Source organism: Desulforamulus aquiferis, assembly GCF_030577015.1.
GTDB lineage: Bacteria > Bacillota > Desulfotomaculia > Desulfotomaculales > Desulfotomaculaceae > Desulfotomaculum > Desulfotomaculum aquiferis.
Map to the genome: position 1 here is coordinate 86492 of NZ_JARPTC010000012.1, position 20579 is coordinate 107070.

The following is a 20579-nucleotide window of genomic DNA, read 5'->3' on the forward strand; positions in this document are numbered from 1 at the left end:
TAATGAGCGTAGTATTAATTGTGGAAGATGAATTACTCGAATTGGAATTTCTCAAATCCATTGTGTCCGAAGAACTTCAGCCTAATGATAAGTTAATAACCTGCGAAAGTGGTATACAGGCTGTTAAGTTAGCAAAGCAATATCGACCGGATGTTATAGTGATGGATATACTTATTCCTGAAATGGATGGTTTGCAGGCTCTTCAGGAGATAAAGAAATTCCTTCCCCAGGCAGCCGTTATGATACTATCGGCCTGTTCAGACTTCTCCTATGCTCAAACAGCAATTCGCCTCAAGGTTCAGGAGTATTTGCTGAAGCCCATCAAACCGTCCGTTTTTAAGCAGGCCTTCCAGGAGCTTTTAGCTACTGTAGACACCGGCAAAGAAGAGACTATCGCCGAAGAATTTACTGAACCAAAAAATAACCAGATATATTTTATTGAAAAATCTATAAAATATATTCACGATAATTTTAAACAAAAACTACCCTTGCAAGAAGTGTCCTCCTATTTGTTTTTAAATCCACAATATTTCAGCAGGATTTTTAAGAAAGAAGTAGGAGTCTCCTATATAGATTATGTAAATAAATTGAAGATCGAACATGCCTGCAAATTGTTGGAAACCACCAACTATCCGGCCTATCGCATATCCAGTGAATGTGGTTTCACAGATCCGTCTTATTTTAATCGTGTCTTTGTACAGCAAATGAATATGACACCAAAGGCATATAGAAGAAAACATCTATCTGAAAATATGGAGAATGTCTGATGACGTCAGTGACTATCTTAGAATATAAGGGCACAGGATACGAATTCGTACCCTGTGCCTTTTAATTATTATAGGAGAAATTCACCGTAAAGGTTGTACCTAGGTTTTCCGTACTATCTGCAGTGATTTTGGCATGGTGATTTTCCACGATGCTTTTGGCAATGGCCAGGCCTAGACCGTAACCGCCCAATTCACGGGCCCGGGACTTATCCGCCCGATAAAAACGTTCAAATATATGGGGCAAATCTTCCGCTGAGATAGGGGTGCCGGTGTTGTTTATCCTTAAAGTCACCTTTTTTTGCTCCCGCCCCAGAGTCACTGTAACAATACCCTTTTCATCGGCATATTTACATGCATTATCCAGCAGAATCCCTATCAACTGCTTTATTTGGCTTTCGTTACCTTGTAGTGAGATATCCGGTTCGATATTAGCATTTATGGTCACACCTTGCTCAAAGGCCACGGGTTCAAAGGGCAATAGACAACTCCAAACAATATTACTTAAATTAAGGTCTGAAAATGCCAGGGGAACATGGGCAGCATCAGATTTGGCTAAAAACAGCAGATCATCCACCAGCATTTTCATCCGTAGGGCTTCCAACCTAGTATTTTCCACCCATTTGATTTGCTGCCTAATAGGATCCTGACGATTTGCCAGCAGAATACTGATGTTAGCCAAAATCACAGTCAAGGGCATTCTTAGTTCATGGGAAGCATTTGCCACAAACTGCCGCTGCTGCTCCCAGGCCCTTTCTGCCGGGCGCAAGGCCAAACTAGATAGAAACAAGCTGATAAAAAAGAAGGCCAGCAACCCACCTGCACCCACCACCAGGGATGTAAGAAAAAGGCTTTGCATGGAGTTTATCTCATGGGTTCTGTCAGCAAAGGCAATTTTTGTCCCATCAATTAGGTCTCTGCGCATAAAGCGTAAATTCAGGTCGTGCAGAATTCCTTCAGGGTAATCGGAGGCCAGGACTTTTTCTACTGCCTTTGCAAGAACATCATCTGATACGGAAACATTCTGCTGTGTTGTGTAAACAATGGTATTATTTTGATCAAGGAACACAGAGAAAACTGGGGTTATGGGAAATGGCTTTCGCCCAGGTGGTAATCGCCCTATTTCCGGTTTCGGCGGGGGCATGTCCATGCCCTGTTCGATCACCCGGTGTAAAGCATCACGACTTTCAGCCTGCAGCCGTTGGTAGTTTGATATGAAGATGGTACCAAAGACGATGAGCAGCACAAGGCTGACCAGAGCCATATTGACAAGGATAAATTTCCTTCGCAGCTTTATAATCATAGTTCATCTGCCTCAAGACGATAGCCCACTTTACGGATAGTGCCGATATTAACTTTTGAACCTAGAAAAAAGAACTTCTTACGGAGAAAAGAGATGTATGCCTCCACGTTGTTATCCTCCGCAGGGGAGTCCACACCCCAAACCTTTGTAAGCAAATCTTCCTTTGGAACCACCATTTTGGGGTTGGTCATCAGGATTTTCAATACTTCAAATTCCTTGAAGCCCAGATGCACTGATTTTTCACCCCGCTGCAAGTCATAGGTGGACAAATTTAGCGTTAGGTCAGCAAAGGTCATTTCCTCTAGTACCACATCTCCCTGTCTTCTGGAAAGGGCGCGAATGCGGGCCAGCAGCTCCTCCGGGGCAAAGGGCTTGGTCATATAATCGTCAGCTCCATAATCTAATCCAATGACCTTATCGTTGATTTCGTCCTTTGCAGTAAGCAATAGTACCGGAGTGGCAATTTTTTGATTCCTTAATTCCCGTACCACCTCAAAACCACTGCGCTTTGGCAGCATAACATCCAGCACGATCACATCATATTGTCCGCTCAGGGCATAATCCAAGCCGTCTTCACCGTTATAGACAATATCCATAGCATATTTTTGTTCAGCCATAATCTGTCCCAGAGCATCTGCGAGACGCACCTCATCTTCCACTATTAATACACGCATATATACCCCCGCCTCGTGGATTTATTATAAATGCGGAATATTTCTACTTGCAATTATGATAATGAAGGAAGCTTAAATTAGTCTGAAAGGGCTGTTTCAGACTAATTTAAGCTAACCATTGTATGATAAGGTCCATCAGGAAAACACACCCCTTGGAGGTATCAACTATGGCACAATATCAGAGTGTATTTAAAAGATATGAGAAGAAATACCTGATGAATGAACAACAGTACCAGGCCCTTAAAGGGTTTTTGCAAGACCGGGTTGTCTCAAATGGGTCACATACCATCTGTAATATTTACCTCGATACACCGGATTATCGCCTAATCAGAGCATCCATAGAAAAGCCTGTCTACAAAGAAAAAATCCGTCTTCGAAGCTATGGCGTGCCTGGAAAAGAAGATACAGTATTTGTGGAATTGAAAAAGAAATACAATGGTATCGTCTATAAAAGGCGGGTGCCAATGACACTTCGGGAGGCTGAACTATATCTGCTGCAGGGAAAACAGCCCCTCACCAATTGCCAGATACTAAAGGAAATTAACTGGGTTTTAGGATTTTATAAGCCTATTCCCAAAGTATATATTGCCTACGAGCGTATTGCAATTTGCGGCAAAGAAAATAAAGATTTAAGAATTACCTTTGATACTAACATTCGGTGGCGAGAGAGTGTTTTGGATCTTTCCAAGGGAGCCTGGGGGAACACCCTCCTTGGGGAAGGACACCACTTGATGGAGATAAAGATCCCCGGGGCAATACCCCTATGGCTTAGCCAGAGACTGACGAAACTTGAGATATTCCCCACTTCCTATTCTAAGTACGGAAACTGCTATAAAAACAATTTGATTCATTCTACTTATAGGGGGGGAACTTACAGTGCTTGAAAGTATTTTGTCAAACAACGGAGCTAGCTCCATTACCCTGGAGGGCTTGCTGTTATGCACAGTAGCCTCACTGTTCCTTGGCCTTGGAGTGGCTTATATATATATGTACCGCAGTATATATACCAAGAACTTTGTGGTCACCCTGGCACTGCTGCCGGCTATGGTGCAAATTGTGATTATGCTGGTTAATGGCAATATTGGTACCGGGATTGCTGTGATGGGTGCCTTCAGTTTAGTAAGGTTTCGCTCAGTACCCGGCAGCGCTAGGGAGATAAGCAGTATATTCCTGGCAATGGCCGTTGGATTGGCCACAGGCATGGGTTATCTGGGTGCCGCTGCAATGTTTCTGATGATCATCGGGGCTATGACCATTCTGCTGGCCACCACAGGTTTTGGTGAGCAGAAGAAAACCGAAAAGGAATTGAAAATAACAATTCCTGAGAGCCTCGACTATTCGGGCATCTTCGACGACCTGTTTGAAAGATATACCAAAAGTGCCGAGCTTATAAGGGTTAAGACCACCAATATGGGAAGTCTATATGAGCTGCAATACCATATAGTTTTGACAAATCAGTCTACCGAAAAGGAATTGCTAGATCAGATTCGCTGCCGTAACGGCAATCTAAATATCGCCTGCGGGCGGGTGCCCACATATAAAGTTGAATTATAAGGGAGGAGATAGGTTATGCATTACAGAACCGGCAAATTGATTCCGATGCTAATTGCCATTTTATTTATCACTTTAGTAATTGGTTGTCAAACCACCTCGTCAGCTGCCATACCCAGTGAGACAATGACCGTTAACGAGGTGGCAATCATTGACCCTGGCTACAGCAACCGGGATTTGGAGGGCACCTGGGATGCCGAGACAGCCACCAGCATTTCCTTAAATGGTTCATCTATTGCTATATCTGGAGCGGGGGCAACAGCCTCAGGCGGGCAATTGACCATCTCCACTGCAGGAGTATATGTGTTGTCAGGCACCCTGGATAAAGGACAAATAATAGTGGATGCCGCTGACTCTGATAAGGTACAGATCGTACTTAACGGAGTGTCCATTACCTGCCCAGATAGTGCTCCCATCTATGTTAAGCAGGCAGATAAGGTTTTTCTAACCCTGGGGGAAGGGACGAAAAATACTATAACCGATGGCGCGACCTATATCCTTGCTGATGGCGAAGAGGAACCTGATGCTGCTATTTTCAGTAAGGAGGATTTAACCATTAACGGCTCCGGGGAACTGATTGTCAAGGCTAATTATAATAATGGCATCACCTCTAAGGATGACCTGATTATAACCGGAGGCGACATTATAGTTAACTCTGCCAGGGACGGGCTGCGGGGGCGCGATATGGTGGCTATCTATGGTGGTGCATTTGTAATTAATGCCGCTGGCGACGGGATCAAGTCAAACAATGATAAGGACACTGATAAAGGCTGGGTTTCCATAGACGGCGGCACATTTGATATTACTGCCGGTAATGACGGCATCCAGGCGGAGACCATAGCCCAAATTACTGGCGGCACCATAAACATTAAAACAGGCGGCGGCAGTGCCGAGGCCAGCGTGGCCAGACAGAATGATATGAGGCCAGGCTGGGGAAAAGACCAAGCTGAGCAGACAGATGCTTCAGAGAGCACTAAGGGTATTAAGGGCAAAACCGCTGTCTATGTGACTGGTGGAAACATTAACATAGATTCCAAGGACGATTCATTACATTCTAATGGAGACATTAGCATTACTGCTGGTACTTTGACCCTGTCAGCCGGTGATGATGGCATACACGCCGATGCTTCTGTGGTGGTGAACGGTGGAACCATCGACATCACCAATAGTTATGAAGGTGTAGAGGGAAAAACCATTGTCATAAATGGAGGGGAAATCCATGTAACTGCATCGGATGACGGCCTCAACGCTGCGGATGGCAGTGCCGCCCCTGTATTTGGCGGAAGACCCCCGGAGGGAAATTTTGACCAAAGGGATGCAGTTGATGGAAGGGACAGTACATTTATCCGCATCACCGACGGCTATATAGTGATCAATGCCTCCGGGGATGGTATTGATTCCAATGGCTCCTTATATATGGACGGTGGTACTGTACTGGTTAACGGACCCACAAACAATGGTAATGGTCCGTTGGATCATGACCGCATGGCAGAGATTACTGGTGGGACCTTAGTGGCAGCAGGTAGTTCCGGCATGGCCCAGAACTTCTCCGACTCTTCCACCCAGAACTCATTGCTGGTAGCCTACTCAACAGTGCAAAAAGCTGGAACTCCAGTGAGCCTAATGGATGAGAGTGGAAAAACAATCTTAAACTTTATCCCTGCCAAGGATTATCAATCCATTGTTATCAGCACACCAGAATTGCAGCAGGGCAAAACATACACCCTCTACTCCGGCGGCAGCCTGGCGGGAAACAGTAGTGATGGACTATATATAGGTGCAAGCTATTCCCCGGGCACAGAAATTGTAAAAGTGACCATATCTGGCACTATCACCAGTATTTCTGACACCGGAGACCAAATCACCAGCATGGGCGGCCCCGGTGGAATGGGCGGCCCAAGAAGAGGCACCCCCCCTGTCACGGGGACGGTTCCAGTGACAACACCCCGTCCCCACAGCAGAAGCTAACAGCTATTTAGATGGAACAAGTCTTTGTATTTGATAATTATCGTCGCAGAGAAACTAAACATTGTCAGAAAGATGGCCTCATTGACAGAATTATTAAATAATAGTACTGTTAGATGGGGGTGATAAGCAATGCCGAGGGCAGCCCGAATATTAAATGATAAGCAAGTTTACCATATAATGTTGAGAGGTAATAACAAAGAATCCATCTTTAAAAATGATGCAGATAAAGAAAGGCTTATTGAGGTCTTAAAGCAAAAGAAAGAACTTGGGGAGTATTATCTTTATGCTTACAGTATCATGGATAACCATATTCATCTTGTTCTTAAAGAGGGGTATGACAGTTTAAGTAGAACCATGAAAAGAGTAGGTATAAGCTATGCCCAGTACTTTAATAAAAAATATAAAAGAGTTGGACATGTTTTTCAAGATAGGTATAAGAGCGAGAATATTGATACCGAGTCTTACCTTCTAGCAGCCATTAGATATGTACATCAAAACCCGGTTAAAGCGGGGATTGGGAAGATAGATACGTACCCTTGGAGTAGCTTTAAGGACTTTGTTAATAAGGTAGATTGTCTGGTGGAGATAGATGAGGTCTTGGGGATGTTTTCAGAGGATAAAGAAAGAGGACTTAGTGCATTTATTGCTTTTAATTATCAAGAACAAGTAGAAAAGTTTATTGATATAGAAGAAGATAAAGAACTTAATGGGGATAATATTCAAGGGTATGTAGATAATTACCTTAAGGAAAAATGTATCTCACTAAAAGAACTTAAAGATGGAAAAAATAAAGATATAAGGGAATCACTAATAAATATCTTAATAAATAAATCAGATCTATCTAAGAGAGACATTGCCGAAATCTTAAGGGTCAACCGAGAGACAGTAAGGATCGCCGGATTATCAACAAATTGTTACGGGGGTTGTCACGGGGACGGTTCCGGTGACAAGGCTTAAGTATAGATTTGTGTTATTCCCCCGTTCCCACAACATCTCCTGTCAATGGAACCGTCCCCGTGACAGAGACCCGTGACAGAAAGTATGGCCGGAAGCCAGCAAGGTGCTGCTTCCGGCCATTTATTAATTTAGTTAGATTACCTGCGCCTGTTCTTTTCCTTGAAGAATGACTTTGCTTGCTTCATGCCACTCATACTGCCGAACATTCTATTGATCTTTTCATGTTCCAACTGGCGTGAGTTTAGACCTTGATATTTAAGCTCTGCTTGGAGTTTTTTGTAGCTATTGTAGCGTTCCACGGAGAGGACTCCAGTACTAATGGCCTCACTTACGGCACAGCCAGGCTCAGTTTGATGGGTGCAATCGTTAAAGCGACAGTTTTTTGATAGTTCCTCTATGTCGGAAAAGGACTTGGAAAGGTCTGCCCGTTCGATTTGAAGTTCTCGCATGCCGGGAGTGTCAATGACCACGCCGCCTCCTGGAAGGGCAAGCAACTGTCTATAGGTCGTGGTATGCTTGCCCTTATCTCCTCCGCCAATTTCCTTGGTGGCAAGCACCTCATAACCCACTATGCGATTGATTAAAGTTGATTTGCCTACTCCTGATGAACCTATGAAGGCAACAGTTTGACCTTTGCCAAGGTATTTGTTTACCCCAGTATATCCGTCATCACTAATACTTGTGGTTACAAGTATATCAACACCGATGGCCACAGAGTAAACTTCTGCAAGCTTAGTAGGTATATCATCACAAAGGTCCGATTTTGTTAGTACAACAACGGGGGTTGCCCTGCTATCCCAGGCGATGGACAGGTATCTCTCTAATCGCCTGAGATTATAATTGTTGTTTAAGGACATGCAGATAAAAACAGTATCAATATTAGCGGCTACAATCTGGCTCTGCTGGGATGTGCCTGCAGCCTTGCGTTCAAAGACACTTCTTCGACGAAGAATCTGACGGATGATAGCATACCCGCCGCAATCATCCATACGGTCCACCATTACCCAGTCGCCAACTACTGGGTAATCAGTGTTATCCTTGGCGAAGAACCCCAGCTTTCCCGAAACCTCAGCTTGTATTTCGCCTTTTTCTGTTATTACCTTATACAGATGTTTGTGTTGTACCGATACCCTTGCAAGGTATAGGCTCTCATACATAGTAGCTTCCTGCTTAAAGGGGTCAGTTAATCCAATTTTATATAAATTTTCTAAGGACATTTGTTTGCCTCCCAAATAATTATTAATGCAATTTGGGGAGGGCAGACAGTATTACTCTGCGAGCACCTCCCCGCATAATACCGACTCTGCTTTGTATGTTGTAAACATAAATTCATCTCCTTTCATTTATCTAAGTATATCATATTAAGAAAAAGTAAGCTTGGAAGCATTTTCAAAGGATTTTAACAAAACTAAGAGTAAAAAACATCTTTTCCGGTACTTAATAACAGGTACATTAACTTCTGTTTCCAATGGAATACTGTTAGGGATAAATAGAAGTATATGATCCTGAGGGGATAAATATGAAAAATTATGTCTGGAAAAATAATGTATTTTTAGTGTCGGCTATAATCGTGATGATGCTGGTGCTATTGGGGGCAGTATTGCCCAATAGATTTGGGGAAATAGCCGGCAGGCTTTTTCGGTTCACAACCTATAATTTTGGATGGTTTTATTTAATTTCAGTATTCATCATAATTATTTTCTTAATAGCATTGGCTATAAGTAAGTACGGTACAATCCGATTAGGTGAAGAAGGTGAGAAACCTCAATTCCCTTTCTTCACGTGGATCGGCATGCTGTTCTCCGCAGGTTTTGGTGTAGGACTGGTCTTTTGGGGAGTTGCGGAACCAATGAGTCACTTTTTCACTACACCATTTTCAGGAACAGAAACCCAGACCGAGGCAGCGGCTAGAATTGCCATGGGGTATGCTTTTTTTCACTGGGGAGTCAGCCAATGGTCTGTTTTCGCAATAGTAGGTCTTGTCATTGGATTTTTACAGTTCCGCAAAAAAAAGAACGGACTTGTTTCCACCGCACTAGAGCCGGTTATGGGACGGCGACCATTAGTAAAATCATCAATTGATTCTCTAGCAGTCATCGCAACCGTAATGGGGATTGCTACTTCCATAGGCTTAGGAGTCCTTCAGATGAGTGGCGGGCTAAATTCAGTTTTTCGTACTGGCAATGCCACCAGCACTCATCTAGTAATAATTTTAGTGATATTTATTGCATATATGCTTTCATCCATAACTGGCCTTGATAAAGGAATCCGTTACTTAAGCAATTTAAACTTAGGTTTAGCGCTGGTACTTTTGCTATTTGTATTTATTATGGGTCCCACCGTATTTATTCTAGAAACATTCACACTGGCACTGGGGGATTATTTTGCCAACTTTATTCAATATAGTTTAAGAATGCAACCCTATGTAGGGGGTACATGGATCCGTGACTGGACAATTTTCTATTGGGCCTGGGCTATTGCCTGGTCTCCGTATGTAGGTGCATTTGTGGCTCGAGTTTCCCGGGGAAGAACCATCCGGGAATACATATTAGGCGTCATGATTATTCCCCCCGCCATTGCTTGTCTCTGGATTGCGGTCTTTGGCGGGACTGCCTTATGGTTTGATTTAAGGAATAATGCTGGTATAGCGACTGCTGTAAATGCTGACCTGACTTCAGCGCTATTCCAATTATATCAACAACTGCCACTTACCTTTATCCTGTCTCTCCTATCCATTTTACTTATCTTAACTTTTCTTGTGACATCTGCGGATTCTGCAACTTACATTTTGGCAAGCATGACAACTATGGGCAGCTTGAATCCGCCACAATTTGCCAAGTTTGTTTGGGGTGTGCTTATGTCAGCTATCGCTGGCACTTTGCTCTATGCAGGGGGTCTTGAAGCATTGCAAACAGCTTCCCTCATTGCAGCCCTACCCTTTACTATATTGTTGCTTCTATTTATTATTTCTTTTGTTAAGCTTCTCCGAAACGAGCCACTGCCCATTAGAAAGGCTGATTTAAGACGGTTCCTGCGTTTATCGGAGGCTGCTAAAAAAAGAGATAAAAAATAAAGTTATAATTAGAATACAACTATAATTTTAATAAAAATAATATGGAAAGTTTAGATTTTTCTTGGCATAATAGGAATAACAGGCACGATATTCGTTATTATAGTGGTGAGCAAAGGAAGCCCTGGGTTAGATGTTAACCAGGGCTTTTGCCGATAGATTTATATGGAAAGGGAGAGTTGCATGAAAGATGTAGACACCCGGTATGGGGTACTAAAAGGGGTTTCTTATTTAGATCGGTATCAGGATGGTGCTTTAAGAAATTGTGTATTGACAGAATACCAGGAGTTGTTAACTACTGTGGGGGTTTTGGTGCCCCTTTTCCAGGACAATGAAGTTCGAAGGAAAACTGGGAAACCTGTAGTTTTTCACCCCAATGGACTTCTGAAAAACCTACCCCTTCAAGAGCAAAAAATAATCCCGACTCCCCTGGGCAGCCTACCGGCGGAACACCTGACCTTTTATGAAGACGGGTCTCTTCATAGAATATTTCCCCGTGATGGAAAGATATCTGGCTATTGGACCGAGGAGGATGAGGGGAAAATTGCCTATGAGATGGAGTTTAGATTTTCATGGGGGAGTTTTAAAAGCCGAATCATTGGAATCCAGTTCTACCCTGAGGGTTCTTTAAAAAGCATTACCCTATGGCCGGGAGAAGTGGTTTCCATTAAATCCCCCTTGGGGCCCATAGATGTGCGCACCGGACTCTCTTTTTACCCGGACGGACAACTGAAGTCCCTGGAATTGGCCCGGCCAACACCGATTCAGACTCCCATTGGCCAAATTTTTGCCTACGACTGCCAGTCCATTGGAATAAATGGGGATGATAATTCCCTTTGTTTTTCCGAGGAAGGTGTCCTGATTTCCTTGGTTACTACAACAAATCAAATAAAAGTGCAGGGTCATAGTGATGAATACCATTTCGCGCCGGGGTTCAAACCAAACTTATTTAATCCGGAGGCACTGGATCCTATACCACTTAAAATCAGGTTTGCGGACAATAAGGTTATGTTTTACCAGGATGGGGTGCAGGAATTTGACATTCAAGAATATTCCTTTTCCATAGAATCACTTAAATTATCAGCAAATTGCTCTAGCTGTTCCAGCTGTGATGGATGTGGAATTTTAGTATGATCGGGAGGTAATTTTATGAAGATATTAGGAGTTAATGGCAGCCCAAGAAAGCAAGGGAACACAGCGGTCCTTTTGCATAAAGCCCTGGAGGGGGCGGCATCACAAGGAGCGGAAACGGAGTTGATCCACCTTTACGATTATAATTATAAAGGTTGTATAAGTTGTTTCGCCTGTAAAACAAAGGATGGCATAAGCTATGGAAGGTGTGCAGTAAAAGATGATTTACGTTCAATTTTAAACAAGGTTGAAGGGGTCGATGCTATCTTATTAGGCTCACCCATATACTTCAGCAGTGTTACTGGGGAAATGAGGTCCTTTATGGAACGTTTACTGTTTCCCTATCTGGCATACACCAATCCACCCCAATCCTTATTCAACAAAAAGATTAATATTGGATTTATCTACACCATGAATATCCCTGAAGATAAGGCGAAAGAAATGGACTATGAACAAAAGGTCAGTCAGCATGAAATGGCCTTTAAGATGCTTTTTGGTGGAAATTTAGAGAGCCTGTATAGCTTTGATACTTATCAGTTTAAGGATTATTCCAAGGTTGTGGCTGAACTTTTTGATCCAGAGCAGAAGGCAAAAAGGCGAGAAGAAATATTTCCTGAAGACTGCAATAGGGCAGTTGAATTAGGAGCAAGGCTTGCTGCATCTAATTAGATAAAGATTGCATTAGTTAAAATCAAAAGGCCGCTTTTAGCTATGATAGCTGAAGCGGCTTTTGTAATGGTTCATATTTTTTATTTAAACCCGGATTTTATGAAATTATTGGAGAAAAATGTTGAATATACGCTGGTGGAATGTTATGATTCCTAGTAAGAATGTCCTACATCTTATCAGACTAATATACTAAAATATTTGTCATATAAGTTAGTGGAACCATTGACAATAGATGTAACGATAAAGGCAAACTTATCGAAAGATAAGGACGCAAAGCCATGGGTCTAAAGCCGGGAGGTTAAGATTGCCAGGTTACCGAAAGAGGACACGTGCTACCTAAAGGTAATCTTAAGGTAGCTTTTTTTATTAATAAATTTGGGAAAAGTCAAGTAAGATGAGGGCTAGTGCCCTATGATTGGAGCCGGCAGTATGGAAAAGGAATCTAAAATGAACTGTAGTATAGCATCAATTGTTGATTGCATATTTAATAGTCTTAAGGAGTATGTTTACATTTCCGACCCTTACACCTATGAGATTATTTATTCTAATCAGGCACTAAATCAATTATATGGAAAGGATTTAGTTGGGGGAATCTGCTATAAGCAATTACAAAGTTTGGACAAGCCCTGTGTTTTTTGTACAAATGATAAAATTTTAGGCAATGGCCATAAACCTTATCAATGGGAACACTATAATTCCCAATTAAAAAGGGACTTTATAGTTATCGACAGAATTATAACTTGGACGGACGGACGGGATGTTAGGTTTGAAATGGCCCTGGATATAACCGAAAGTAAGAAGTCCGCGAGGGCTATTGCCAGGAGATTAGAATTTGTTGAAATGGTAAAAAGACTCTCATCCCGGTTTATTGGAACAATTTCCTTTGACCAGGCAATAAACGACTCCCTAGCGGATATAGGAATGTTATGTGATGCACATCGTGCCTATCTATTTTCCCTTAACTATGATCAAGGAGAGATGAGTAATACGCACGAGTGGTGTGCTGAAGGGGTAACACCTCAAATAGAAAGATTACAAGCCTTGCCACTGTCCCTTTTCCCTTGGTGGATAGCCAAACTTAAGTTGGGGGAATTAATACTCATCAATGATATTGATGAGCTTCCAGAGGAAGCTTCTAAGGAAAAAGAAATACTTAAATCTCAAGATATAAAATCTGCTCTGGTTTTACCTGTGTTTATGTCCAATCAACTAACGGGTTTTATTGGCTTTGATAATGTGAAGGATACGGCCTTATGGACGGAGGACGACTTAACCCATCTTCGAGTTGTGGCGGAAATTATTAGTAATGTCATGGAGCGGGATAAAGCCCTGGAAGATTTGACAAGATATAAGATTCTGGCGGAGAGAACCAGGGAGATTATCTTTTTTATTGGCATGGACGGGAAAATAATCGAAGCAAATAAATCTGCCAGCCAGTTCTACGGTTATTCACGAAGGGAACTCCTGGGTAAGAGCTTTCACGATTTAACCAAAAAAAGTGAGGAAGCAGAGGTTAATCCCCAAAGACCCCCTTATAATCCTAAAGGAGTTGCCTATGAGACGGTCCATTACCATAAGAATGGAAGCAGTTTTCCGGTTGAAATTAATTTACAAGAAGCTTTTATTGGCAACGAGAAAGTTCTAGTAAGCGTTATACGCGATATTTCTGAACGGAAACAGGTTGAAGAACATCTTCAGTATCTAGCAACCCATGATTACCTGACATCTATCCCCAACAGATACTACCTAGAGGATACTCTCCAGGAGGTTATTTTAGAGGCCACAGCAGCAACCCCAGGGGCACTGCTATTTGTTGATCTTGATAATTTTAAAGTAATAAATGATACCTTTGGTCATGCCGAGGGAGATAAAGTGCTTATTTTATTTGCAAATAAAATTAAGCAAATGGTCCGTAAAGGGGATTTTATAGCAAGATTAAACGGTGATGAATTTGCAATTATTATGGAAGACACCAACCTGAATGAAGCCAAGGTAATTGCTGAGAGATTTTTGATAGAAATACAAAATGAAGAGATAATTATTCAAGGAACAACCTTGAGTTTAACAGTTAGCATTGGGATTGCTGTTATTGATGGTTCAATTAACCCCCAAAGGTTACTGTCATATGCCGATATAGCCTTATACAGTGCCAAGGAGGGGGGCAAAAACCGTATTGTTATCATCCAAACTGATGAGGAAAAGATAACCCTTTCAGAATCACAAAGTATCGTATTAATGATAAAAGAGGCTTTGCGGCTGGGGAATTTTCTTCTTTACTTTCAGCCGGTCTATAGATTAGATGGCAGCCTGATACATTACGAAGCATTAGTTCGCCTCTACGACCATGAGGGAAGAATAGTTTTGCCGGGTGTTTTCCTGCCGGTTGCTGAGAAATTTGGTTTAGTATCATTAATTGATCGCTGGGTGGTACATAATGCCATTGACATCTTAAAGGACAATCCCGAAATGTATATTTTTGTGAATATATCTGCAAGTAGTCTAGGGGATGAAGAGTTACTTAAAACAATAACTAATTATATCAAACAAAGTGGGGTTGAGGCCAATCGTATTGGTTTTGAAATTACGGAAACCACCGCTATAAAGGATTTGCCTAGGGCCGAACACTGGATTCGCAAACTAAAAGAGATAGGCTGTAAGTTTGCCCTGGATGATTTTGGCGTTGGATTTTCGTCATTTACACATCTACATTTGCTGCCGGTAGATTTTCTGAAAATAGATGGCTCCTTTGTACGGGACTTAGACTCAGATTATACTAAAAGGGCTCTCATTAAAGCCATGAATGCTGTTGCCCACACCTTGGGGAAATCCACAATTGCTGAATATGTAGAGAACGAGCAGATATTATCAATATTAAAGGATCTTAATGTGGATTGTGGACAGGGCTATTATTTAGGCATGCCCTCTCCCCTAGAACAGATATTATAAGAAAAAAGAGAATGGTTGTAGGGAATTTTGGGATAGGCGAAGAATGGTAACACAAACAAGTTAAATCCGGAGGAATAAATGAAAAAGAATAAACTTGTTTCTCCTATTCTGAAATGGGCCGGGGGCAAGAGGCAGCTTATTGAGGAGATAAAAAAATACGTACCGGACAAATTTACTACTTATTACGAGCCATTCATCGGAGGTGCCGCGGTTCTTTTTCATATCCAACCCCATAAGGCCGTAATTAACGATATTAATTCTGAATTAATGAATGTATATCAAGTAATTAAATATGACGTGGAAAGCCTCATCAAAGATTTAGCGAAGCATAAGAACCAGCCTGAGTACTTTTATCAGATAAGGGAATTAGACAGGGACAAAGAGAAATATAGCAGGCTAACCCAGGTTGAGAAAGCCTCCAGAATTATATATTTGAACAAAACCTGCTACAATGGGCTTTTTAGGGTAAACAGAGCGGGGGAGTTTAATGCACCCTTTGGTAAATATAGGAACCCAAATATTGTAAATGAGATTACCCTCAGGGCAGTAAATAATTATTTTAATAAAGCCAAAATTACCTTTTTAAATGGCGACTTTGAAGATGTTGTAAAGGGTATAAGAAAGGGGAGCTTCGTGTATTTTGATCCACCCTATGATCCGGTTTCAAGCAGTGCTAATTTCACTGGTTACGATAAAGGTGGGTTTAATAGGGCGGAACAGGAGCGACTTAAAAAGCTATGTGACACCCTTAATAATAAAGGTGTCAAATTTTTACTATCCAACTCGGCAACAGACTTCATAAAGCACCTGTATAGGGATTATAGAGTAGAAATCATTCAAGCTAAAAGGGCGATCAACTCAAAGGGAGAATTAAGGGGAGAAGTTGATGAAGTGCTGGTGAGAAACTTTGAGTAAGACCAAGAATGACGAGGCTTGGGAGAAGTTGTTCGAAATTTATAAAATAATTCCTGCCATACAAAGGGAGGGCAGTTTTGAGATTTCTGCCACGCAAATAAATAAGCTTCGTGAGGCCAGACTTATGACAAAGTTTGACCACAGGGCAAACTTACCAAAGGTTTTTAGCGACAATAAGTTATCAATTTTGCCCATTACCCGTGGAAGCTATGTAATATCCCCTTTTGAGGCTTACCAGGAGCTTAAAGATATAAATGCCGGGATTTCTAAAGTACCCTTCCCCGAGTATTTGCAGAGTATAGACTATGATAATATCAGCAGTGAATCCACAGCCATCAATTGTGCCTTTGTCTCTGGAATTATAGCCGACTTTGTTCAAGACCAAAATTTATTGCCCACCGTTAGCGGGAGAATGAGTTCAAATTCCTTTAGTTTTAGCATTAGAAATACAGCCACCGGTAAGGGTATGCCTGTAAATGTTGTTAATTCCCAAATTGAAATCGATGGGGGTTATGAGGGGTATGATTATCTCACTTTAATAGAGGCAAAAAATTCTATCTCAGATGATTTCCTGATCAGGCAATTATACTATCCCTATAGATTATGGTCGGGAAAGGTTTTGAAACAGGTCAAACCTATTTTTATGGTTTATACAAACGGCATTTATTCCCTCTACGAATATGTTTTTGAAGATATAAATAATTACAATTCCCTCCTATTGGTTAAGCAGAAAAATTACAGTATTGAGACAGTCGATATTAATTTAGGTGAGCTTTTGCAGGTTTTTGAAAGGGTACAGCTTGTATCCGAACCCGAGATACCCTTTCCCCAGGCAGATAGCTTTAGGAGAGTTATCAACTTATGTGAGCTGCTATATCAAAATAACATGACAAGGGATGAAATTACCACTAATTACGATTTTGATCCAAGGCAGACCAACTATTATACAGATGCTGCAAGATATTTAGGGCTGGTAGATAAACAGAAGGAAAAGGGCTCTGTGGCTTATGTCCTAACAAGTGAAGGAGAAAGGATTTTTCAGCTTAAATATAAAGCCCGGCAATTAAAGTTTGTTGAATTGATAGCTAAACACAAGCCTTTTTACGACACGTTAAGACGGTGTTTTACCATAGGAAAAATACCTGCAAAGGATGAAATAGTTGATATAATGAAGAAATCTCAGCTTTATAGGGTTGAATCCGAAAGCACCTTTAGAAGAAGGGCCTCCACCATAGCAGGTTGGCTCAAATGGATCATGGATTTACAAAGATAAATCAAAGGCATATGGCCTTTGATTTTTTATTTTGCTGGAAATGTGTTAACTTAAGAAAGTCTTAAGTTTTTCATAAACCCTATATTAAGAATTACAAATTATAATTTATATAGTCATTAATGATAGATATTGATTGGAAAGGAGAGTTGGGATGGACAATTACTTTGTACTGGTTGTGGATGATGATAAAGAGATTCGGGATGCCATTGAAATTTACCTAAAAAATGAAGGCATCACGGTTATAAAGGCTAAGGATGGCATAGAAGCAATTGAAAAATTAAATGAGCAGGTTATTCATCTCATCATTCTAGATTTAATGATGCCTCGGCTGGATGGGATAACCGCCACCTTTAAAATAAGAGAAAAGCAAAACATTCCTATAATTATACTAAGTGCCAAGAGTGAGGATACAGACAAGATATTGGGACTTCAGGTAGGTGCCGATGATTATGTCACAAAGCCCTTCAATCCCCTGGAGCTCATTGCCAGGGTGAAATCACAGCTGAGAAGATATGTCACCCTGGGGAACTATGAAGGGGCGAAAAAAATAATTGATCTTAACGGCCTGACCCTGGAACAAGATGCCAAGGAAGTAACAGTGCTGGGTGAGGTGGTTAAACTGACACCCATCGAATATAAAATTGTTGAATTACTAATGACGAACCCGGGGCGGGTGTTTTCAATTAATGAAATTTACGAGCGAGTCTGGAAGGAACCAGGCTACAACGCTGAAAATACCGTTGCCGTACACATTCGTAAAATTCGTGAAAAAATAGAGATTGACCCAAAGAATCCAAGATATCTTAAGGTGGTGTGGGGAATTGGATATAAAATGGAAAAATAAAATTGTTGTGGCAGCCTGGGTGTTGCTGTTTACCTTTGGACTTAATGGGATATTTTGGGGCTTATCAAACTCCAGTGAATACCTCAAAAAAAGTTATTTCTATACCCAGCGGTTTGAAAATCAGCTTAGTAATTTTACTAATTATTTAAGCCTGTTAGAGTTAAGTTATCTGCCTAAGGAGGAAATGAAGGAAAGCATCATAGTTTCAGAAGAAGAGATAAATGAGCACCGCTACAGATACGGAAACCTTACAGAGCAGATTGAAAATATTAAAGGGCAGTATGAGGGTAAAATTCAAGAGGCACAAATAAATAATAATGCTGAATTAACTCAAATGTATATAGACGAAAGGGATAAAAAAATAGAGGATATTACAAATAATTTTAAGAGTGACGAGTACGTGCGGGAAAAGGTAATTCAAGAAAAGGGGCAGCAGGTAGATAAGTATTACCAAGAACTGGAAAGTCATCGGGCTGAATTTAACAAATATAGGGCTGACTTTAAATACTACTTAAAGGATACCTCAACGGGAGAAACCTTTACTAATTTAGAGGCGGCTAATGATGCCGAGGCCAATAGACTCTTAAGCAATAAGGATATGTTATATGTGCGCAGCTACCCTTCGGTAAGACAAGGCTATCTAAGCACAGAAGGTCGGCGCCTTGTATACCTTCAATACGGAAGTTCTGTGGCTCCCCTGGAAGTGAACAAAAATAAAGTATTTGAGGGTGTAATAGCAGTACCTAAGACAGCCCCTGCAGCAGGTATGGTATTAGGAAGTTTTCATGATTATCAAAGGAGTCAGATGCTTTACTTCCTATTTGTGCTGAGTTCCATAGGGGCCCTTGGGTTGAGTCTGAGGCTATATAAAAAGACACCCATTCCAGAAATTATGGGTAATGAAAAATGGCAAACTCTTTATAACAAAATACCAATAGATGTAGCAGGCATGACTTTTTTAATCTTTACCCTGATAACCTTGAGAAAATTAACCAGAAGCAATTTTATTTACTTAGACTACATGTGGGCTTTTGTAGAAGATTTTCTATTTGGATTAGCTTTAAAGGCAGTCTTTGTTGCATTTACTGTGGTTCAGGGAAGGTTACTGTTTAAGAGGCTGAATAAAGGTCAAAGTGATAAAGAATGGCAAACCAGCTTGCTATATAAATTATTCCAATCAACAAAGGAAGCCTTTTTAATCAGGAGTATAGGGATCCAGCTTTTGATACTATTGATGATAGCATTTGCCTTTGGTATAGGTGCTGTTGCGGTGTTAATGGAGCCAAGGTTTATACTGGTGTATTTTCCCCTATTCTTGCTGATAGGCCTACCGGCCATATTTTTCATGGTCAGACGAATCGGTTATTTCAATCGCATCGTCACTCACTCAAATGACTTGGTGCGGGGAGATTTACGGTCAGACATACAGGTTGTTGGCAAATCTGCCTTAGCCAATTTGGCGCAAAGCATAAACACTCTAAGGCATGGGGTACAGGCATCCCAGAGGGAACAGGCTAAAAGTGAAAGGTTAAAAACCGAGCTAATCACCAATGTTAGCCATGATTTGAGAACACCCCTAACCTCCATAATCACCTATACAGAACTGCTCAAATCCCCGGGTTTAGGCGAGGATGAACGTAATTCTTATATTGAAATTATCGACCGTAAATCTAAGAGATTAAAGGTTTTAATTGATGACCTCTTTGAAGCATCAAAAATGGCCAGCGGTAATATTGAGTTGGTAAAGGAAAAGGTCGATCTGGTCCAGCTATTACAGCAAGCCTTGGCAGAGCACGATGAAACTATCAGCTCGTCCACCCTGCAATTCCGAGTCTCGAACCCGGAAAAAGCCCTGTACGCCATAGTAGATGGACAAAAACTCTGGCGAGTCTTTGATAACCTCATCGGAAACATCCTAAAATACTCACTGGAAAACACCAGGGTATATATCTCTATTAAATCCCAAGGCGGCAACGCCATCATTTCATTCAAAAATGTGGCCAAGTACGAGCTTGGCGAAGATATTGACGAACTATTTGAACGCTTTAAGCGGGGTGATCAATCCCGCCACACAGAAGGCTCAGGCCTGGGCCTGGCCATCGCAAAATCCATAATAGATCTACACCAGGGCCACATGGATATAGAAGTGGATGGCGATCTCTTCAAAGTAACCATATCCCTAAACACCACCAATCCCTAGTGTCAGGGGGACGGTTCTTCTGACAATCTGAGGCGATTGTCGGGTAGGAATGTTCCCTTTAGATTTCTATGACAGTATAACCTTCCTCAAGGATTGCTTGTTTAATATCAACTAGACCTGTTTTTCCTTGATCAAAGCGAACTGTTACCCTATTGTTCAAAGGGTCAATATTAACTTTATCTACCCCTTTAAGTGTATATAATCTATTTTTAACTGCGGTGTTACCGTTACCACTGATTCCGTCAACCCTAAGTTCAGCATTAACTAACATAAGAATTCCTCCAATAAAGTATAGTGTAACCTTATAATATCCA

General features: G+C 41.4%; 17 protein-coding genes and 1 riboswitch. Of the genes, 13 read left to right on the forward strand and 4 right to left on the reverse strand.

Annotated features, from left to right (window positions below):
• Nucleotides 1-2 precede the first annotated feature (2 nt).
• Nucleotides 3-767 carry a response regulator transcription factor gene (locus tag P6N53_RS08830; RefSeq protein WP_304542475.1) on the forward strand — a complete coding sequence of 255 codons (765 nt, stop codon included), beginning with the start codon at nt 3-5 and terminating at the stop codon, nt 765-767.
• Between the two features lie 61 nt (nt 768-828).
• Here the strand turns inward: P6N53_RS08830 and P6N53_RS08835 are convergent, their stop codons facing one another.
• Complete coding sequence (locus P6N53_RS08835) at nt 829-2067, reverse strand: sensor histidine kinase (protein WP_304542476.1); 1239 nt, start codon at nt 2065-2067, stop codon at nt 829-831.
• On the reverse strand, nt 2064-2741 hold the full coding sequence (locus tag P6N53_RS08840; RefSeq protein WP_304542477.1) for a response regulator transcription factor: 678 nt from the start codon (nt 2739-2741) through the stop codon (nt 2064-2066). The genes P6N53_RS08835 and P6N53_RS08840 overlap by 4 nt, the downstream gene beginning before the upstream one ends.
• Nucleotides 2742-2908: 167 nt before the next feature.
• Here P6N53_RS08840 and P6N53_RS08845 point away from each other — a divergent pair, with 167 nt between their 5' ends.
• The 4 genes from P6N53_RS08845 (at nt 2909) to P6N53_RS08860 (ending at nt 7217) form a co-directional block, all read left to right on the forward strand.
• Nucleotides 2909-3625: a polyphosphate polymerase domain-containing protein gene (locus P6N53_RS08845; RefSeq protein ID WP_304542478.1), complete on the forward strand. Its 717-nt coding sequence runs from the start codon at nt 2909-2911 to the stop codon at nt 3623-3625.
• Nucleotides 3618-4295 carry a DUF4956 domain-containing protein gene (locus tag P6N53_RS08850; protein ID WP_304542479.1) on the forward strand — a complete coding sequence of 226 codons (678 nt, stop codon included), beginning with the start codon at nt 3618-3620 and terminating at the stop codon, nt 4293-4295. Before P6N53_RS08845 ends, P6N53_RS08850 begins: the two co-directional genes overlap by 8 nt.
• Nucleotides 4296-4310: 15 nt before the next feature.
• Nucleotides 4311-6260 (forward strand): carbohydrate-binding domain-containing protein, encoded by a 1950-nt coding sequence (locus P6N53_RS08855; protein WP_304542480.1) that lies wholly within the window; start codon nt 4311-4313, stop codon nt 6258-6260.
• Nucleotides 6261-6389: 129 nt separating this feature from the next.
• A complete protein-coding gene (locus tag P6N53_RS08860; RefSeq protein WP_304542481.1) occupies nt 6390-7217 on the forward strand; it encodes a transposase in 828 nt (275 codons plus the stop codon).
• A 137-nt stretch (nt 7218-7354) separates the two neighbouring features.
• Here P6N53_RS08860 and rsgA read toward each other — a convergent pair whose 3' ends face one another.
• Complete coding sequence (rsgA, locus tag P6N53_RS08865; protein WP_304542482.1) at nt 7355-8434, reverse strand: ribosome small subunit-dependent GTPase A; 1080 nt, start codon at nt 8432-8434, stop codon at nt 7355-7357.
• 302 nt (nt 8435-8736) lie between these two features.
• Between rsgA and P6N53_RS08870 the strand changes: the two genes are divergently transcribed.
• The 8 genes from P6N53_RS08870 to P6N53_RS08905 all read left to right on the forward strand — a co-directional run bounded on the left by P6N53_RS08870 (nt 8737) and on the right by P6N53_RS08905 (nt 20265).
• Nucleotides 8737-10290, forward strand: coding sequence for a BCCT family transporter (locus P6N53_RS08870; RefSeq protein ID WP_304542483.1), 1554 nt, complete (start codon nt 8737-8739; stop codon nt 10288-10290).
• 180 nt (nt 10291-10470) lie between these two features.
• Entirely contained in the window at nt 10471-11421 is a 951-nt protein-coding gene (locus P6N53_RS08875; RefSeq protein WP_304542484.1) for a toxin-antitoxin system YwqK family antitoxin, read from the forward strand.
• A 15-nt stretch (nt 11422-11436) separates the two neighbouring features.
• A complete protein-coding gene (locus P6N53_RS08880; protein ID WP_304542485.1) occupies nt 11437-12087 on the forward strand; it encodes a flavodoxin family protein in 651 nt (216 codons plus the stop codon).
• Nucleotides 12088-12322: 235 nt separating this feature from the next.
• Nucleotides 12323-12407, forward strand: a riboswitch (cyclic di-GMP riboswitch).
• 91 nt (nt 12408-12498) lie between these two features.
• A complete protein-coding gene (locus P6N53_RS08885; protein ID WP_304542486.1) occupies nt 12499-15033 on the forward strand; it encodes an EAL domain-containing protein in 2535 nt (844 codons plus the stop codon).
• 78 nt (nt 15034-15111) lie between these two features.
• On the forward strand, nt 15112-15948 hold the full coding sequence (locus P6N53_RS08890) for a DNA adenine methylase (RefSeq protein ID WP_304542487.1): 837 nt from the start codon (nt 15112-15114) through the stop codon (nt 15946-15948).
• Entirely contained in the window at nt 15941-17221 is a 1281-nt protein-coding gene (locus P6N53_RS08895) for a type II restriction enzyme (RefSeq protein WP_304542488.1), read from the forward strand. Before P6N53_RS08890 ends, P6N53_RS08895 begins: the two co-directional genes overlap by 8 nt.
• A gap of 151 nt (nt 17222-17372) precedes the next feature.
• Nucleotides 17373-18065 carry a response regulator transcription factor gene (locus P6N53_RS08900; RefSeq protein WP_304542489.1) on the forward strand — a complete coding sequence of 231 codons (693 nt, stop codon included), beginning with the start codon at nt 17373-17375 and terminating at the stop codon, nt 18063-18065.
• Nucleotides 18043-20265 carry a HAMP domain-containing sensor histidine kinase gene (locus P6N53_RS08905; protein WP_304542490.1) on the forward strand — a complete coding sequence of 741 codons (2223 nt, stop codon included), beginning with the start codon at nt 18043-18045 and terminating at the stop codon, nt 20263-20265. The genes P6N53_RS08900 and P6N53_RS08905 overlap by 23 nt, the downstream gene beginning before the upstream one ends.
• Before the next feature lie 58 nt (nt 20266-20323).
• On the opposite strand, the gene P6N53_RS08910 is transcribed toward P6N53_RS08905, so the two are convergent.
• A complete protein-coding gene (locus P6N53_RS08910) occupies nt 20324-20536 on the reverse strand; it encodes a heavy-metal-associated domain-containing protein (RefSeq protein ID WP_304542491.1) in 213 nt (70 codons plus the stop codon).
• Between the last annotated feature and the right edge of the window lie 43 nt (nt 20537-20579).

Excerpts from the sequence above, each read along its gene's own strand:
- P6N53_RS08860 (WP_304542481.1), top strand. The coding sequence starts at position 6,390 with ATGCCGAGGGCAGCCCGAATATTAAATGATAAGCAAGTTTACCATATA.
- P6N53_RS08880 (WP_304542485.1), top strand. The coding sequence starts at position 11,437 with ATGAAGATATTAGGAGTTAATGGCAGCCCAAGAAAGCAAGGGAACACA.
- P6N53_RS08885 (WP_304542486.1), top strand. The coding sequence starts at position 12,499 with ATGATTGGAGCCGGCAGTATGGAAAAGGAATCTAAAATGAACTGTAGT.
- P6N53_RS08830 (WP_304542475.1), top strand. The coding sequence starts at position 3 with ATGAGCGTAGTATTAATTGTGGAAGATGAATTACTCGAATTGGAATTT.
- P6N53_RS08845 (WP_304542478.1), top strand. The coding sequence starts at position 2,909 with ATGGCACAATATCAGAGTGTATTTAAAAGATATGAGAAGAAATACCTG.
- P6N53_RS08890 (WP_304542487.1), top strand. The coding sequence starts at position 15,112 with ATGAAAAAGAATAAACTTGTTTCTCCTATTCTGAAATGGGCCGGGGGC.
- P6N53_RS08875 (WP_304542484.1), top strand. The coding sequence starts at position 10,471 with ATGAAAGATGTAGACACCCGGTATGGGGTACTAAAAGGGGTTTCTTAT.
- P6N53_RS08870 (WP_304542483.1), top strand. The coding sequence starts at position 8,737 with ATGAAAAATTATGTCTGGAAAAATAATGTATTTTTAGTGTCGGCTATA.
- P6N53_RS08900 (WP_304542489.1), top strand. The coding sequence starts at position 17,373 with ATGGACAATTACTTTGTACTGGTTGTGGATGATGATAAAGAGATTCGG.
- P6N53_RS08835 (WP_304542476.1), bottom strand. The coding sequence starts at position 2,067 with ATGATTATAAAGCTGCGAAGGAAATTTATCCTTGTCAATATGGCTCTG.
- P6N53_RS08855 (WP_304542480.1), top strand. The coding sequence starts at position 4,311 with ATGCATTACAGAACCGGCAAATTGATTCCGATGCTAATTGCCATTTTA.
- rsgA (WP_304542482.1), bottom strand. The coding sequence starts at position 8,434 with ATGTCCTTAGAAAATTTATATAAAATTGGATTAACTGACCCCTTTAAG.
- P6N53_RS08910 (WP_304542491.1), bottom strand. The coding sequence starts at position 20,536 with ATGTTAGTTAATGCTGAACTTAGGGTTGACGGAATCAGTGGTAACGGT.
- P6N53_RS08840 (WP_304542477.1), bottom strand. The coding sequence starts at position 2,741 with ATGCGTGTATTAATAGTGGAAGATGAGGTGCGTCTCGCAGATGCTCTG.